Origin of the sequence: Paraburkholderia sp. SOS3 (assembly GCF_001922345.1) — a bacterium.
In the GTDB taxonomy this organism is placed as follows: Bacteria; Pseudomonadota; Gammaproteobacteria; order Burkholderiales; family Burkholderiaceae; genus Paraburkholderia.
Genome location: NZ_CP018811.1, coordinates 4,211,341 through 4,225,600 on the forward strand (window position 1 = coordinate 4,211,341; position 14,260 = coordinate 4,225,600).

18 protein-coding genes are annotated in these 14,260 nt (G+C 63.6%); all 18 read right to left on the reverse strand.

Annotation, left to right across the window (positions count from 1 at the left end):
• Positions 1–103 precede the first annotated feature (103 nt).
• Entirely contained in the window at positions 104–499 is a 396-nt protein-coding gene (locus tag BTO02_RS18740; protein WP_075158294.1) for a DUF4870 family protein, read from the reverse strand.
• Positions 500–584: 85 nt separating this feature from the next.
• Positions 585–953, reverse strand: coding sequence for a phosphoribosyl-ATP diphosphatase (locus BTO02_RS18745; RefSeq protein WP_075158295.1), 369 nt, complete (start codon positions 951–953; stop codon positions 585–587).
• Positions 950–1,360, reverse strand: coding sequence for a phosphoribosyl-AMP cyclohydrolase (gene hisI / locus BTO02_RS18750; RefSeq protein WP_198039160.1), 411 nt, complete (start codon positions 1,358–1,360; stop codon positions 950–952). The genes BTO02_RS18745 and hisI overlap by 4 nt, the downstream gene beginning before the upstream one ends.
• A gap of 1 nt (position 1,361) precedes the next feature.
• The gene (gene hisF, locus BTO02_RS18755; RefSeq protein ID WP_075158296.1) at positions 1,362–2,135 is read right to left on the reverse strand and encodes an imidazole glycerol phosphate synthase subunit HisF; all 774 of its coding nucleotides are present in this window, start codon (positions 2,133–2,135) and stop codon (positions 1,362–1,364) included.
• Between the two features lie 163 nt (positions 2,136–2,298).
• A complete protein-coding gene (gene hisA, locus BTO02_RS18760; RefSeq protein WP_075158297.1) occupies positions 2,299–3,051 on the reverse strand; it encodes a 1-(5-phosphoribosyl)-5-[(5-phosphoribosylamino)methylideneamino]imidazole-4-carboxamide isomerase in 753 nt (250 codons plus the stop codon).
• A 146-nt stretch (positions 3,052–3,197) separates the two neighbouring features.
• Entirely contained in the window at positions 3,198–3,839 is a 642-nt protein-coding gene (gene hisH, locus BTO02_RS18765; RefSeq protein ID WP_075158298.1) for an imidazole glycerol phosphate synthase subunit HisH, read from the reverse strand.
• Between the two features lie 30 nt (positions 3,840–3,869).
• A complete protein-coding gene (locus tag BTO02_RS18770) occupies positions 3,870–4,490 on the reverse strand; it encodes a YchE family NAAT transporter (protein ID WP_075158299.1) in 621 nt (206 codons plus the stop codon).
• Between the two features lie 79 nt (positions 4,491–4,569).
• On the reverse strand, positions 4,570–5,157 hold the full coding sequence (hisB, locus tag BTO02_RS18775) for an imidazoleglycerol-phosphate dehydratase HisB (RefSeq protein WP_075158300.1): 588 nt from the start codon (positions 5,155–5,157) through the stop codon (positions 4,570–4,572).
• Between the two features lie 63 nt (positions 5,158–5,220).
• The gene (gene hisC, locus BTO02_RS18780) at positions 5,221–6,291 is read right to left on the reverse strand and encodes a histidinol-phosphate transaminase (protein ID WP_075158301.1); all 1,071 of its coding nucleotides are present in this window, start codon (positions 6,289–6,291) and stop codon (positions 5,221–5,223) included.
• 97 nt (positions 6,292–6,388) lie between these two features.
• On the reverse strand, positions 6,389–7,711 hold the full coding sequence (gene hisD, locus BTO02_RS18785) for a histidinol dehydrogenase (RefSeq protein ID WP_075159005.1): 1,323 nt from the start codon (positions 7,709–7,711) through the stop codon (positions 6,389–6,391).
• Between the two features lie 97 nt (positions 7,712–7,808).
• Complete coding sequence (gene hisG, locus BTO02_RS18790; RefSeq protein ID WP_075158302.1) at positions 7,809–8,525, reverse strand: ATP phosphoribosyltransferase; 717 nt, start codon at positions 8,523–8,525, stop codon at positions 7,809–7,811.
• Positions 8,522–9,889: a UDP-N-acetylglucosamine 1-carboxyvinyltransferase gene (gene murA, locus BTO02_RS18795; RefSeq protein ID WP_442953429.1), complete on the reverse strand. Its 1,368-nt coding sequence runs from the start codon at positions 9,887–9,889 to the stop codon at positions 8,522–8,524. Before murA ends, hisG begins: the two co-directional genes overlap by 4 nt.
• Before the next feature lie 12 nt (positions 9,890–9,901).
• On the reverse strand, positions 9,902–10,141 hold the full coding sequence (locus BTO02_RS18800; RefSeq protein ID WP_075158304.1) for a BolA family protein: 240 nt from the start codon (positions 10,139–10,141) through the stop codon (positions 9,902–9,904).
• A gap of 45 nt (positions 10,142–10,186) precedes the next feature.
• A complete protein-coding gene (locus BTO02_RS18805) occupies positions 10,187–10,942 on the reverse strand; it encodes an ABC transporter permease (protein ID WP_075158305.1) in 756 nt (251 codons plus the stop codon).
• The gene (locus tag BTO02_RS18810; RefSeq protein WP_075158306.1) at positions 10,939–11,865 is read right to left on the reverse strand and encodes an ABC transporter ATP-binding protein; all 927 of its coding nucleotides are present in this window, start codon (positions 11,863–11,865) and stop codon (positions 10,939–10,941) included. Before BTO02_RS18810 ends, BTO02_RS18805 begins: the two co-directional genes overlap by 4 nt.
• 314 nt (positions 11,866–12,179) lie before the next feature.
• Complete coding sequence (locus tag BTO02_RS18815) at positions 12,180–12,509, reverse strand: STAS domain-containing protein (protein ID WP_075158307.1); 330 nt, start codon at positions 12,507–12,509, stop codon at positions 12,180–12,182.
• 23 nt (positions 12,510–12,532) lie between these two features.
• A complete protein-coding gene (locus BTO02_RS18820; protein ID WP_075158308.1) occupies positions 12,533–13,162 on the reverse strand; it encodes an MlaC/ttg2D family ABC transporter substrate-binding protein in 630 nt (209 codons plus the stop codon).
• A 124-nt stretch (positions 13,163–13,286) separates the two neighbouring features.
• Positions 13,287–14,249 carry an MlaA family lipoprotein gene (locus tag BTO02_RS18825; protein WP_075158309.1) on the reverse strand — a complete coding sequence of 321 codons (963 nt, stop codon included), beginning with the start codon at positions 14,247–14,249 and terminating at the stop codon, positions 13,287–13,289.
• Positions 14,250–14,260: the final 11 nt, after the last annotated feature.

A 14,260-nucleotide genomic window follows, 5' to 3' on the forward strand; every position in this document is an offset into this window, starting at 1 on the left:
TGCGCGTGGTTCGCTACGCGGTTCCCCGCGCATTTCTTCGCGAGGTTTTCCGATTTCGTTTGCGCGCCTGCCGACGCAGAAGCGCCGGCCGGTCGCTCACCGCTCAGAACCACGCACGCGGATTCTGCAGCGGCTTGTTGTCGTACAGATACAGCCAGCCTTTGATAATACGGTACAACGTCCAGATCGCGACAGCCCATAGAATCGGCACGCCGATCAGCACGATGAAAAGCGCCACGCCGATCAGATGGCCGATGAGGCCCATCCAGAACGTGCGGATCTGCCACTCGAAGTGCGCCTCGTACGGCGTGCCGACCGTCTCCGCGCGCTTCAGATAATTGATGATGATCGCGACCAGCACGGATATGCCGCCTGTCAGCCAGTAGACCGCGTAGAGCGCATACAGCACGTGCGTCAGCGTGCGCAGGCCGCGCTGGCGGTCGATTTCGACCGCGCTCTGGTATGTCGGCGGCGGATATCCGCCATGCGACTGCTCCATGTTGCGTCCTCCTTCAGGTGCGATCAAAAGCGCGGATTCGATGACGTCGCTTGTCTGTCGGCGCGGCGCCGCTCGACGCAAGGTCTCAGTCGCCGTTCTGCTCGCGGTCGCGGCTCTTGCGCAAGGCCTTTTCCTCGATTCCCGAGAGTCCCTCGCGTCGCTCGAGTTCCGCGAGCACATCGGCCGGGCTCAAATCGAAATGCGACAGCGCCACAAGGCAATGAAACCACAGATCGGCCATCTCATAGACCAGTGCTTTGGCCTCGCGGCCGTGGCGCACATCCTTGGCGGCGAGCGCGACTTCGGTCGCCTCCTCGCCGATCTTTTTCAGCACCGCGTCGTCGCCCTTATGGAACAGGCGCGACACATACGAAGTCTCGGGGTCGCCGCCCTTGCGGCTGTCGATAATCGCCGCGAGGCGCAGCAGCGTGTCATGCGTGTGTGCTTGCGTCATTTGTAGATGTGTTCGGGGTCTTTCAGTACCGGATCGACGGCGACCCACTCGCCGTCGTCGACCGAGCCTTCGAATTTCTGGAAGAAGCATGAGTGGCGGCCCGTATGGCACGCAATGCCGGACACCTGCTCGACCTTGAGCAGGACGACATCTTCGTCGCAATCGAGCCGCACTTCGTGCACGTGCTGCACGTGTCCGGACTCTTCGCCCTTGAACCACAGCCGCTGGCGCGAACGCGAAAAATACACCGCACGGCCCGTCTCGACCGTCCTGGCGAGCGCCTCACGGTTCATCCACGCGAACATCAGCACGTCGTTCGTCGCGGCTTCCTGCGCGATGACCGGCACGAGGCCGTTCGCGTCCCATTTGACCTTGTCGAGCCAGTCGACACCCGAAGCGTTCACCACGTCACAACCTCACCGAAATGCCCTGATCGGCCATGAAGCGCTTGGCTTCGCCGACCGTATGTTCGCCATAGTGGAAGATGCTCGCGGCCAGCACGGCGTCCGCACGGCCGTCCCGGATGCCGTCCGCAAGATGCGCGAGCGTGCCGACGCCGCCCGATGCAATGACCGGCACCGGCACCGCATCCGACACCGCACGCGTCAACGCGAGATCGAAGCCGCTTTTCGTGCCGTCGCGATCCATGCTGGTGAGCAGGATTTCGCCGGCGCCGAAGCCGGCCATCTTGCGCGCCCATTCGATCGCGTCGAGACCGGTCGCCTTACGCCCGCCGTGCGTGAACACTTCCCAGCGCGACGGTTCGCCGTCGGCCGACACGCGCTTCGCATCGATCGCGACGACGATGCACTGCGAGCCGTATTTGTCCGTCGCATCGCGCACGAGCTGCGGATTCGCGATTGCCGACGAATTGATGCTGATCTTGTCCGCGCCGGCATTGAGCAACCGCCGCACGTCTTCGACCGCGCGCACGCCGCCGCCGACCGTCAGTGGAATGAACACCTGCGACGCGACCGCTTCGATGATCGGCAGGATCAGATCGCGCTGATCGGACGTCGCGGTGATGTCGAGAAACGTGAGTTCGTCGGCGCCCTGCTCGTCATAGCGGCGCGCGATTTCGACGGGATCGCCCGCGTCGCGCAGCTCGACGAAGTTGACACCCTTGACGACGCGCCCGGCAGTCACGTCAAGACACGGGATGATGCGTTTAGCTAAGGCCATGATGGTGCGAATGCTTACGTGAGCGGTGTGCTGTGCTACTACATGATGGGCGGCGCGCTGCAATGCGGGGATGACGGCATGCGCGACGACGACGTGACGATCGACGACGAAGTTGTCGACGACGAAGCTATCGACAGATCACGCGGCCCGGCAACGCCGCCGCTCACGCGTCGTCCGATTCGCGCAAACGGTCCGCATGCGTTTGCGCAGCGGCGAAGTCGAGGTCGCCCGAGTAGATCGCCCGGCCGCAAATCACGCCTTCGATGCCTTCATCTTCGACTTCGCACAGCGCCTCGATATCCGCGAGGTTGGACAGTCCGCCGCTCGCGATGACCGGAATCTTCACCGCGCGCGCAAGACGTACGGTCGCCTCGATATTGATGCCCTGCATCATGCCATCGCGGCCGATGTCCGTGTAAATGATCGATTCGCACCCGTAGTCTTCGAACTTGCGCGCGAGATCCGCCACTTCGTGGCCGGTCAGCTTGCTCCAGCCGTCGGTGGCGACCTTGCCGTCTTTCGCGTCGAGGCCGACGATGATATGACCGCCGAACGCCGTGCAGGCCTCGAGCAGAAATCCGGGATTCTTCACCGCCGCCGTGCCGATGATCACGTACTCGAGGCCATCGTCCAGATAGCGCTCGATCGTATTCAGATCGCGGATGCCGCCGCCCAGCTGCACCGGAATCTCGCCGCCGACCTCTTCGATGATCGCGCGAATCGCCTCTTCATTGCGCGGTTTGCCGGCGAATGCGCCATTCAGATCGACGAGATGCAGGCGCCTCGCGCCGCGTTCGAGCCAATGGCGGGCCATTGCCGCCGGCTCCTCGGAGAATATCGTCGCCTGGTCCATATCGCCCTGTTTGAGGCGAACACATTGACCGTCTTTCAGGTCGATGGCGGGGATCAGCAGCATAGCAATCGGGTGATGTCTGGGAAGAAGGTTGAGGTCCGGCCGGCGCGAAGCCGTTCCGCTAGTTTAGTACAACTCTTTCGGCCGCCTTGCTAATGTGGGGGGTGTCCCGTCGACGGCCCTGCACTGGTCGCGCAAGACGGCAAAATTCATGGTTTCCAGTGCACGAAATTACGGTACACGCGCAAGCCCGCATCCGCACTTTTTTCCGGGTGGAATTGGGTAGCGAAGATATTGTCGCGCGCGACCGCCGACGTGAACGGCGCGCCGTATATCGTTTCGCCCGCGGTTTGCGCGGCATTGTCGGGCACCACGTAGTAGCTGTGCACGAAATAGAAGAAACTCTGGTCAGGCACGCCGTCCCACAACGGATGCGGCTGTGCCTGACGGACACGGTTCCAGCCCATCTGCGGCACTTTGAAGCGCGAGCCGTCGTCCTGCAATTGCCCCTCGAGCTCGAAGCGCACGACCTTGCCCGACAGCAGGCCGAGGCCGCGCGTATCGCCCTCGGCGCTCCAGTCGAAGAGCATTTGCTCGCCGACGCAGACGCCCATCAACGGCTTGTTGCGCGCTGCTTCGAGCACCGCATCCTGCAGGCCGGATTCAGCGAGCGAGCGCATGCAGTCCGGCATCGCGCCCTGACCCGGCAGCACGACGCGGTCGGCCGCGCGGATCGCCTCGGGGCGATCGACGATCGCCACCTCTGCTTCGGGCGCAGCCTTTTTCAGCGCCTGCGCGACCGAGCGCAGGTTGCCCATTCCGTAATCCACAATCGCAATCGAAGTCTTCATTTCAAGCCAGGGTTGTCACTTCAACACATGTCACTTCAGGGCAGGCAACAGCGCCTTCAAGCCATCGACGATAAATTCCACCGCGAGCGCCGACAGCATCAGACCCATGAGCCGCGTGCCGATATTGATACCGGTGCGACCGACCCAACGCGCAATCGGTTCGGCCAGACGCAGCGACACGAAACAGATGGCCGCGAGCACCGCTCCGATAGCGATCAGACTAACGCGGTCGTACCAATGGCGAAAGCTGGCCGAATAGACGATGACCGTACTGATCGAACCGGGTCCTGTCAAAAGCGGAATCGCAAGCGGCACGACCGCGATGTTGTCCTTCGATTCGGCTTCGTAGCGCTCTTCGGGCGTCGCGCGCGCGTTGCCGATCTGCGCGTTGAGCATGCTGATCGCCATCAAAAGCATGATGATGCCGCCGCCGACTTCGAGCGAGCCGATCGAAATGCCGAAGAAACTGATGATCTGCTGTCCGCACAGCGACGTCACCGCAATTACGCAGAACACTGAAATCGATGCGATGCGGATCGTACGCCGTTGCTCCGCTTCCGACTGCTGCGCGGTCAGGCTCAGAAAAAACGGCACTACACCGACCGGGTTGATCAGCGCGAGCAGCGAAATAAACGACTTCAGGATGTCCATTGCAAGCGGGGCGCGTCGACACGGCACCGGTCCGGTTGGGCACGCTCGAGCCGCCGCGAGAATGTGCCCGAAATTCGTATCAGAGGCTGCCCTTGGTCGACGGAATCTGCCCCGCCGCGCGTTCGTCCAGTTCGACCGCCATGCGCAGCGCGCGGCCGAACGCCTTGAAGACCGTTTCCATCTGATGATGGGCATTCAGGCCGCGCAGATTGTCGATATGCAGCGTGACGCCCGCGTGGTTCACGAACCCGCGGAAGAATTCGATCGACAGATCGACGTCGAACGTGCCGATTCGCGCGCGCGTGAATGGCACATGGAATTCGAGCCCCGGACGCCCGGAGAAATCGATCACGACGCGCGACAGTGCTTCATCGAGCGGCACGTACGCGTGGCCGTAGCGGCGGATGCCCTTCCTGTCGCCGACCGCCTTTGCAACGGCCTGGCCGAGCGTGATGCCGACGTCCTCGACGGTATGGTGGTCGTCGATATGGGTGTCGCCATGCGCCTCGATATCCAGATCGACGAGTCCATGCCGCGCGATCTGGTCGAGCATGTGATCGAGGAACGGCACGCCGGTGGCCAGTTTCTGCTGACCGGTGCCGTCCAGATCGATCTTCACACGGATCTGCGTTTCGCTGGTGTTGCGAACGACTTCCGCAAGGCGCATGACAATTCCTCGAAGCTTGCTTGAAATGTAAGGTGGGGGATTAGCCGCCGTGTCGGCACTCGCTCAATGCAGCGCGAGTCTCAACGCGGCAAGCAATTGCGTGTTCTGTTCCGGAGACCCGACCGTCAGACGTACGCAATTCGCCAGCAATGGGTGCATTTTACTCACGTTTTTGATCAAAACCCGCGCGTTTAGCAGGGTTTCGAACGTCGCGGAGGCATCGGGCACGCGTACGAGCAGAAAATTGCCCGCGCTCGGAAAAACGTGGGCGCCGGGCAGGCCGGCCACCGCCTGCGCCAGTTTCGCGCGCTCCGAACGCAGTTGCGCGGCTTGCGCATCGAGCAGGTCCACATGATCGAGCAGGAAATCGGCGGTTGCCTGGGTCAGCACGTTGACGTTGTACGGCGGGCGTACCTTGTCGAATTCGCCGAGCCATGCCGGGCGGCCCGCGAGATAACCGAGGCGGATGCCGGCAAGGCCGAGCTTCGATACGGTGCGCATCACGACTACGTTGTCGAACTCGCCCGCGCGCGGCATCCAGCTATGTCCGGCGAACGGCTGGTACGCCTCGTCGATCACCACGAGGCTTCGGCTCGAGGCTTCGATGATCCGCTCGATGTCGTTTTCGTCGAACAGATTGCCGGTCGGGTTGTTCGGATAGGCCAGATAGACGACGGCCGGACGGTGCGCCTCGATGGCCGCGATCATCGCGCCCGTATCGAGCGTGAAATCGGCGTTCAGCGGCACGCCGACGAACTCGAGGTTCGCGAGCTGCGCCGATACCTGATACATGACGAAACCGGGCACGGGCGCGAGCACCTTCGCGCCGGGCTGCGCGCACGCCACGGCAATCATGCTCACGATTTCGTCGGAACCGTTGCCGAGCAGCACATCGCAATTCGCCGGTATCCGCATCACGCGCTTGAGCTTGTCGATGAGCGCGCCCGGACGCGGCGCCGGATAGCGGTTCAGCGCGACACCCGACAGACGTTCGCCGAGTTGGGCAGCGAGCGGCGGCGGCAGCTCGAACGGATTTTCCATCGCGTCGAGCTTGATGTAGCCGGTCGCGTCCGGCACCGGGTAGCTCGTCATCGCGAGCACGTCGCGGCGGATGATGTCTTGTGGTGTGGTCATAGCGTGCGGCCTGCGCCGCGTCGGTAAAGCCGCTCGTTCTGGTCCCGCCGTTCTCGGCCAGCCGCTTTCTCTAGCCGTCTTCTTCTAGCTGTTTCTTTTAGCCGTTCTGCTTCATCCGGTATTCGGCGCTGCGTGCATGTGCGGGCAGTCCTTCGCCGTACGCGAGTTCCGCTGCGATCTCGCCGAGCGTTTGCGCGCCTTCCGCACTGACTTCGATCACACTCGATCGCTTGAAAAAGTCGTACACGCCAAGCGGCGACGAAAACCGCGCGGTACGCGACGTCGGCAGCACGTGGTTCGGGCCCGCGCAATAGTCGCCAAGGCTTTCGCTCGTGTAGCGGCCAAGGAAGATCGCGCCCGCGTGACGAATCTGCTGCGCCCATTGCTGCGGTTCGAGCGCCGAGATCTCGAGGTGCTCGGGCGCGATCTCGTTCGCGATCGCGCACGCTTCGGTCATATCGCGCACCTTGACGAGCGCCCCGCGGCTCGTCAGCGACGCGGCGATCACGTCGCGGCGCGGCATCGACGCCAACAGTTCGTTGATCGCATCTTCGACGCGCGCGATGAACGCATTGTCAGGACACAGCAGGATGGACTGCGCGAGTTCGTCGTGTTCGGCCTGCGAGAACAGGTCCATCGCGACCCAGCGCGGATCGGTCGTGCCGTCGCAGAGCACGAGAATTTCCGACGGACCGGCAATCATATCGATGCCGACCGTGCCGAATACGCGCCGCTTCGCGGACGCGACATACGCATTGCCCGGCCCGCAGATCTTGTCGACGGCCGGCACCGTTTCCGTACCGTAGGCGAGCGCGCCGACGGCCTGCGCACCGCCGATCGTGAACACGCGATCGACGCCGCCAATCAGCGCCGCAGCGAGCACGAGCGGGTTCTTCACGCCATCGGGCGTCGGCACGACCATCACGATTTCGCGCACGCCGGCCACACGCGCCGGAATCGCGTTCATCAGCACCGACGACGGATACGCGGCCTTGCCGCCCGGCACGTAGATGCCGGCGCGATCGAGCGGCGTGACCTTCTGGCCCAGCACCGTGCCGTCCGTTTCCTCGTATTGCCAGCTATGGCTGCCGCACTCGATCTTCTGCTTCTCGTGATAACCGCGCACGCGCGCGGCCGCGGCTTCGAGCGCCGCGCGACGTTTGGGCTCGAGGCCTTCGAGCGCCGCTTCGAGTTCCGCCATCGGCAGTTCGAGCGCGGCCACGTGCTGCGCGTCGAGCCGGTCGAAGCGGTTCGTGTACTCGAGCACCGCCGCGTCGCCACGCGCTTTCACGTCGGCGAGAATCTGCGCGACCGCGCGCTCGATCGCCTCGTCTTCGCTCGCCTCGAACGCGAGCACCGCGCGCAGCGCTTTCCGGAATCCTTCAGCGCTGGAATCGAGTTTGCGAATCTTGATAGACATGCTGGTATCCGTTTCGGTAGTACGCACGGGCGGGGTTTGCTCGGCTGTGCACCTTGCAATGCGCTTTGCTTCGCATCACGACGCCGCCCGGGCGTCGTCAGGCCGTGCGTTTCGATGCGTGTTCGAACGCATCGAGGAACGGCCGCAGCGCGGCGCGCTTCAACTTCAGCGCGGCCTGATTTACGACGAGGCGCGACGAGATCTGCATGATCTCCTCGACCTCGACCAGATTGTTCGCACGCAACGTACCGCCCGAGCTGACGAGGTCAACGATCGCGTCGGCGAGGCCCACGAGCGGCGCCAGTTCCATCGAGCCGTACAGCTTGATCAGGTCGACGTGCACGCCCTTCGCCGCGAAATGCTCGCGCGCGGTTTCCACATACTTGGTTGCGACGCGCAAGCGCGCGCCCTGCCGCACCGCGTTCGCGTAGTCGAAACCGGCCTTCACCGCAACCGACATGCGGCAACGCGCGATATCGAGGTCGACGGGCTGGTACAGTCCGCTGCCACCGTGTTCGATCAGCACGTCCTTGCCGGCCACACCGAAATCGGCGGCGCCGTATTCGACGTAGGTCGGCACGTCGGTCGCGCGCACGATGATCACGCGCAGGTTCGGATCGGTGGTCGGCAAAATCAGCTTGCGCGACGACTCCGGGTCTTCAGCCACCTCCACGCCCGCCGCCGCGAGCAGCGGCACCGTTTCCTCGAAAATACGCCCTTTCGACAGCGCAAGCGTCAATGGCGCGACAACGCCCTGCACAGAAGACGTTTGCCGGGACGACGACGCAGTATCCTTCGACGGCGCGGCGCTCATGCCTGCTTGCCCGAAATGCGCCGCACATTGGCGCCGACCGCGGTGAGCTTCACTTCCATCCGGTCGTAGCCGCGGTCGAGGTGATAGATACGGTCGATCAGCGTTTCGCCTTCGGCGCACAGACCCGCGATCACGAGACTTGCCGACGCGCGCAGATCGGTTGCCATCACCTTCGCACCCGAGAGTTTGTCGACGCCGTTCACGAGCGCCGTATTGCCGTCGATCGTGACGTTCGCGCCGAGACGATTGAGCTCCTGCACATGCATGAAGCGGTTCTCGAAGATCGTCTCGACCACCCGCGACGGGCCATCGGCGATCGCGTTGAGCGCCATGAATTGCGCCTGCATGTCGGTCGGGAACGCCGGATATTCGGAGGTGCGGAACGACACGGCCTTCGCGCGCTGGTTCATCCGCACGCGCATCCAGTCCGCGCCCTCGTCGATCGCGACGCCTGCTTCGCGCAGCTTGTCGATCACGGCTTCAAGCGTCTGCGGGCGCGTGTGGCGCAACGTCACATCGCCGCCGACAGCCGCGACCGCGCACAGGAACGTGCCCGCCTCGATGCGGTCCGGCACGACCGTATGTTCGGCGCCGTGCAGCCTGTCGACGCCCCGGATCACGAGCCGGTCCGTGCCGATCCCGTCGATCTTCGCGCCCATCGCGACGAGCAGATGCGCGAGATCGGCCACTTCCGGCTCGCGCGCCGCATTTTCGAGCACCGTCTCGCCTTCGGCGAGCACGGCCGCCATCAGCAGGTTCTCGGTGCCCGTCACGGTAATCATGTCGGTGATGATGCGCGCGCCCTTGAGCCGCTTCGCGCGCGCCTCGATGAAGCCATGCTCGATCGTGATCTCGGCGCCCATCGCCTGCAGGCCCTTGATATGCTGGTCGACCGGCCGCGCACCGATCGCGCAGCCGCCCGGCAGCGATACTTTCGCTTCGCCGAAACGCGCCACGAGCGGGCCGAGCACGAGGATCGACGCACGCATGGTCTTCACGAGTTCGTACGGCGCGACGAGGTTGTTCACCTTCGACGCATCGAGCATCACCCTGCCGGTGTCCTCGGCCATTTCGGCCTGCACGCCCATCTGTCGCAACAGCTTCAGCGTCGTGCGCACGTCCTGCAGATTCGGCACGTTCGCGAGCTGGACCGGATCCGCGCTCAACAGGCTTGCGCAAAGAATCGGCAGCGCCGCGTTCTTGGCCCCCGAAACGGTAATCTCCCCTGCCAACTGCCGACCGCCTTCGATGACGAGTTTGTCCATGCCTGTCGGTTCCTGTTCGTTGCGCGCGCTGTTTTGCGCCTGAGCGGAAAGGTGGGCGGCGCCGCTGACGGCGCCCTGACTATCTTGTGTAATACGCACTAGTGTTCCAGATTACGCGCTCTGCCACTCGGCAGGCGTCAGTGTTTTCATGCTGAGAGCGTGGATTTCTTCGCGCATGCGATCGCCGAGCGCCGCGTAGACGAGCTGATGCCGCTGGATCAGCCGCTTGCCTTCGAAGCTCGTCGACACGATGGTCGCGAAGAAATGCTGGCCGTCGCCCTCGACTTCGAGATGCTCGCACGGCAGGCCTGCCGAGATGTAAGTCTTGATCTGTTCGGGAGTCGGTAACATGGGACGCTCCTGGGTTGTCCGGGCTGCTGGGCGGGCTCGCGCCCGCTAGTGGCGCAGCTTGTAGCCGCTTGCGAGCAGACGCATCGCGAGCACGGCCAGCACCACGAAAAAAGCGGCGACGATCGCAAGGCTCACGAGCGGATTGATATCCGACTGGCCGAAAAAGCCATAGCGAAAGCCGTCGATCATGTAGAAAAACGGATTGAGCCGCGACACCTCGCGCCAGCCTGGCGGCAGCGTGTGCGTCGAATAGAACACGCCCGACAGGAACGTGAGCGGCACGATGATGAAATTCTGGAACGCCGCGAGCTGATCGAACTTCTCGGCCCAGATGCCGGCCACCACGCCAAGCGTGCCGAGAATCGCGGATCCGAGCACCGCAAACAGGATGATGAAGAGCGGCGCGGTGAAGCTGACCGGAATGAACCAGATGGTCACGATAAATACGCCGAAGCCGACCGCGAGACCGCGCGCGACCGAAGCGAGCACGTAGGCGCCGTACATTTCCCAGTGCGACAGCGGCGGCAGCAGCACGAACACGAGATTGCCGGTGATCTTCGACTGGATCAGCGACGACGAACTGTTCGCAAACGCATTCTGCAACACGCTCATCATCACGAGGCCGGGAATCAGGAAGCTCGTGTAGCCGACTCCGCTATACACCTGCACATGGTCGCGCAGCGCGTGGCCGAAGATCATCAGATACAGCAGCGCGGTGACGATCGGCGCGAGCACCGTCTGGAACGACACCTTCCAGAACCGCAGAAGCTCCTTGTAGAACAGCGTGCGAAACCCGCTCATGCAAGCCCCTCGACCACTTCGGGCGCGTTCATCACCTGGACGAACACGTCTTCGAGATCCGCCTTGCGTACCTCGATCTCATCGAATGTACAGCCCGCCGCGCGGCACTGCGAGAGAATCCGCTCGACGTCGTCGTAGGTCGACAGGCGCAGCGAATGCTCGTTTGCATTGACCGTGCCCGCCTCGACTTCGAGCGCGCGCAGTTCGGCCGGCAGCACGCCTTGCGCGAAACGCACGAACAGCTGCAGGCCCGCGAAGCGCTGCAACAGCTCGCTCGTGCGTTCGAGCGCCACGACCTCGCCACGCCGCAGCATCGCGATGCGGTCGCACAGCGATTCGGCTTCTTCGAGGTAGTGCGTGGTCAGCACGATCGTGTGGCCTTCGCGGTTCAAACGCGAAATGAACTTCCACAGCGTCTGGCGCAATTCGACGTCGACGCCCGCCGTGGGCTCGTCGAGCACGATCACGGGCGGCCGGTGCACGAGCGCCTGCGCGACGAGCACGCGGCGCTTCATGCCGCCCGACAGCGCGCGCATGTTCGCATCGGCTTTTTCGGTCAGATCGAGATTGGCCATCACTTCGTCGATCCAGGCATCGTTGTGACGCAGACCGAAATAGCCGGACTGGATGCGCAGGGTTTCGCGCACGGTGAAAAACGGATCGAACACCAGTTCTTGCGGCACGACGCCGAGCGCGCGGCGCGCGGCACGGAAATCGTCGACGACGTCATGGCCGCGCACCGCGACACTGCCTTCGTCGGCGCGCGCGAGACCCGCGAGGATGCTGATGAGCGTCGTTTTGCCCGCGCCGTTCGGGCCGAGCAGCCCGAAGAACTCGCCTTCTTCAACCGTCAGACTCACGCCCTTGAGCGCTTGCAGACTCTTGTAGCGCTTCTTGACGTTACGGAATTCTATGGCTGGCATGACTATGCGCCGACGGATGGCGGCGACTGAAAAGTGCGCGGTGCGCACGAGAAAGGATGCAACGAATATGCGGCGAAACGAAATTGGGGCCGGTTGCTTGCCCCAAAAAACGTTTGATTATAGGGCAAAGTGCGCGCGCAATCCGCAGCTGAAATTGCAGGGGCAAAACCTGGTGCGCAGAGGCGGGGGCAACTTGCGTTCGACCTTGTGTCCGACCTTGCGTCCGACCTTGCGTCCGACCTTGCGTCCGACCTTGTGTCAGACCTTGTCTCAGACCCGGCGCTGAAATCCGGATCGCCGGTTTCAGCTGCGCATCACGAAGGCGGGCGCTCGGGATCGATGGAACGCGAATGTCGCGCCGACAGCAGCGTGTCGACGCCATAGGCCTGCGCAAGACTTGCAAGCCCGGCGGGGAGATTGACGACTTCCAGCACTGCGCCACGCGCATGCGCGGCGCGCTGCCATGCGAGCAGCACCGCGAGCGCGGATGAATCGAATTGCGCGAGCGGCGCGCAATCGACGCCGCGCGCACCGCCCGCGATGCGCGCGAGACCGGCCGCGAGCGCCTCTTTAGCGCTCGCGTGCGTCAGCGTCGAGCCGGTCGCGAACTGATCGGGCGGATTGCCGGTGGCGGCGCCGGCCACACCAGCCCGTTGTGGCGTGGCGTTCACGACTGCTTGCCCGCCGCGAGTTGCTGGTTGCGCTGCGTGAGGAACTGGATCAGCCCGTCGACGCCGTGCTGCTGGATCTGCTCCTGGAACTGCTGCTGGTACGCCTGGATCAGCCACGCGCCGAGCACGTTGATGTCATAGACGCGCCAGCCTTGCGGCGTCTTGTACAGACGATAGTCGAGCTCGATCGGCTGACCGTTGTTCATCACGGTCGAGCGCACCACGACGTCCGTGTCGTCGGGATTGGCGCGGAACGGCTTGTACTGGATTTCCTGATTGCGCACCTGGGCGAGCGCGCCCGCGTACGTGCGGATCAGCAGCATCTTGAACTGCTCGACCACCTGCTCCTGCTGCTGCGGCGTAGCGGTGCGCCAGCTGCGGCCCATCGCCAGTTGCGTGGTGCGGCGGAAATCGATGTACGGCAGGATCTTTTCGTTGACGAGCTGCGTGATCCGGTTGATGTCGCCTTGCTGGATCGACTTGTCCGAGCGGATCGTATCGATGACCTGCTGCGTAACGGTCTTCACCATGCCGTCCGGCGAATTCGTATCGACGGTCTGCGCCGACGCCGCGCCGCCGAACGCGAATAATGCTGCGAAAAACGGGATAAAGAAGAATTTTTTCATTTCAAGCCCTGCAAAAAGAGGAACGCTAACTTCGAGCCCACGATATCACGCAAGTTCTATCGTAAACCACGCGAAACTTGCGAGAGTTGTATCCCGGTGTTACGAGCGCTCGCAACGGTTCGGCCTAGCGCAGCCGCAGCGACGGATAACGCCCCGGCGGAACGACCTGACCGCCGGGCACCGTGTCGATTGAAGGCGTACCGGAAGCCGGAGAAGCACCTTCAGCAGCCGGCGTGCCCGATGTACCCGACGTACCCTCGGGCGCCTGCGACGGCGCCGCCGACGATGCCGGTGCCGCAGGAACCGCCCCGCCGCCCGACACCGCGCCGGCCGCGCCTGCGGCCCCCGCGCCATCCTGATCGTAATTCGGCAGCGCCGCGCCGTCGCCATAGTTCGGCAGCGCGCCGCTCGTGCCGCCCGTCAGCAGATACTGGCGCCGCTGCAGATACGCATTGCGCACGAACGAGTACTTGTCGAGCGCGGCGCCTTCGAGCACGTCGCTCGCGTTCAGCAGGTTCGCGCGCGTGTTGACGAGCTGCACGCCCCACAGGCTCCAGCTGATCGCATCCGAATCGATATACGAGATCGGGTTCGCAAAATAGTTGCCGACATAGCCGGCCGCGTCGCGCACCGTGCTCGGCCCGAACAGCGGCAGCACCAGATACGGGCCCGACGGCACGCCATAGTGGCCAAGCGTGATGCCGAGATCGGTATCGTGCTTCGGCAGCTTCGCGAGCGTCGCAACGTCGAACAGGCCGCCGACGCCGAACACCGTGTTGATCACGATCCGCATGATGTCGCCGACACCATCGGCGATCTTCAACTGCAGCAGGTTGTTCGCCGCGACATAGACGTCGCCGATGTTCGAGAAGAAGTTCGTCACGCTGTCGCGCACCGGCTGCGGCGTGATCTTCACGTAGCCCTGCGCGACAGGCTTCAGTGCGTATCTGTCGACCTTGTCGTTGAACGTGAATACGGTACGGTTAAGGCCTTCCCACGGGTCGTCCTTGCTCGGCGTCTGAACCGTCGAGCAGCCGGCGAGAGCCGCTACGGCAAGCGCGATCGCCGCGGCGCGCTGGAGTTTCATCTGCAATCTTG